The following is a 1,830-nucleotide window of genomic DNA, read 5'->3' as shown; positions in this document are numbered from 1 at the left end:
TCCTACCATGGTTTACGGGCCAAAGACAATTCCTTCAATGCGGATTTCAAACTGGAGCTTGATCCTGATCTTCCAACGGTCAATGTGGTGGCTTCGGATATCGGGCGGGTGATTTTAAACCTGGTCAATAATGCTTTTTACGCGGTCAGTGAAAAGTCAAAATCCGGAATAGAAGGCTATAAACCAGAAGTTATTGTCAGTACTAAGAAAACCGAAAATGGAATTGAGCTTTCTGTCCAAGACAACGGAAACGGCATTCCCGACGCTATCATAGAAAAGATCTTCCAGCCTTTCTTTACCACCAAACCCACCGGGCAAGGCACAGGATTGGGCTTATCCTTGTCTTATGATATTGTAAAGGCGCATGGGGGAGAAATCAAAGTGGATAGTTCTCCTGTTGGGGGAACTGAGTTTTTCATCATGCTAAAACAGACCCAAAATGTTTAGAAGTTCTTTAGTTTTCTTGATTTCCTTATCTATTTTGGTTGTTTCAAAAACTTCTGGCCAAAACCAGGTTTTTGTATTCACCCCAGATCAACTCGAAAAAGGCACCCTAAATCTTCCAGACATTACGAATTGGAAATTCAAAAAAGGATCCGATTCCCTTTGGTCTGACCCAAAATTCGATGATTCTTCATGGACCTCTTTGGATTCTTCAGATATCGTTAATTTAAAAACAGATGATTCCGGTTTTTTTGAAGGATGGTTTAGATTTAAATTCAAATTAGACGGCGAATTTGAAGATTTGCCCTCATTTTTAATTAGCAAAAATACTGCAGCTCAGGATATTTTCCTTAATGGTAAATTAACCACAAGCCTTGGAAATACGGGAAGAAATGGTAAACCATGGAAGGCTCACTCCATTTCAGAGACTATCCCTCAATTCGTTCCTATAGAAGCTAATAAAGAATATTTGGTCGCTGTTCATTTTGTGGATTTTTTGGATCCTAATGCATTGCTTAACACAGAATCCACTCTTTTAGCTCAATCAAGTTTCCTTTCTTTGACCACTTTTCAAGTTCTGGAATCTGAATTTGGGAAGGAAAACGTCTCCTTTGGCTTTTTCGGAGTGGTGCTTTCGGTTACTTTCCTGCTTGCCTTGCTATTTTTTGGGTTATTTATTTTGAATCCGAAGCAAAGTCACTTAATCTATATCGCTCTTGTGACTACTTGTATAGGGTTAATCCCCCTTTCCAGATTTGTTTCAATTCAAATTCAGGGTACAGCATTTCCTGCCTGGATTGTGATAGGAATCGGTTCTTTAGGGTTTCTTGGGATATTTACTTTTACGCCTCTTTTAGTTTCTTCTATCTTTCTGGGTAAAAGTCCCAAATGGTTAAAGGCTTTAATTACCTTCTTAGTACTTGTAACGATTCTATCTTTTTATTTTGAATTATATTGGGTCTTTTTCTTCCCTATGGCTATTGCCATTTTTTTGACCGGCTATTTCATTTTTAAGTCATGGAAAAATTTAAAAGGCTCCAAGTGGATCGTGCTAATTGGATTGATTTCAGTTCTCTTTTTCCTGACTTTCTTTTTAATTGGCAATACGTTTGAAATCGACTTCATCATAAATAATAGATATGTCTTTTTATTGCTCAATTGGCTTACCTTCCCAATCTTCCTTTTGATTTATGTGGCATTTTGGCTCAAAGAAAGTTTGGTAAAAGAAAAACAGAACGCAATAGAGCTCCTGAAAGTCACAAATGAAAAAAAAGAAATTCTGGAAAGGCAAAACATCATTCTGGAAGCTCAGGTAGAGGAGAGGACAAGAGATTTAAACCAATCCCTTGAGAATCTCAAATCCACCCAAGCCCAACTCATCCAATC

At 37.8% G+C, this 1,830-nt stretch carries 2 protein-coding genes; both read left to right on the top strand.

The features are described 5' to 3' along the window. The coding region (locus ACZFYI_RS19945) for a sensor histidine kinase (RefSeq protein ID WP_462525872.1) at nt 1–447 on the top strand (447 nt) is incomplete at its 5' end. Continuing rightward, nucleotides 440–1,830, top strand: a 1,391-nt coding sequence (locus ACZFYI_RS19940) for a hypothetical protein (protein WP_462525871.1), incomplete at its 3' end; no start/stop codon positions are given. The genes ACZFYI_RS19945 and ACZFYI_RS19940, both read left to right, overlap by 8 nt.

The sequence above is a fragment of the Aquiflexum sp. genome (assembly GCF_977115555.1).
Note: the sequence above shows the minus strand (reverse complement) of the source record. Positions and strands in the feature narration are given on the sequence as shown.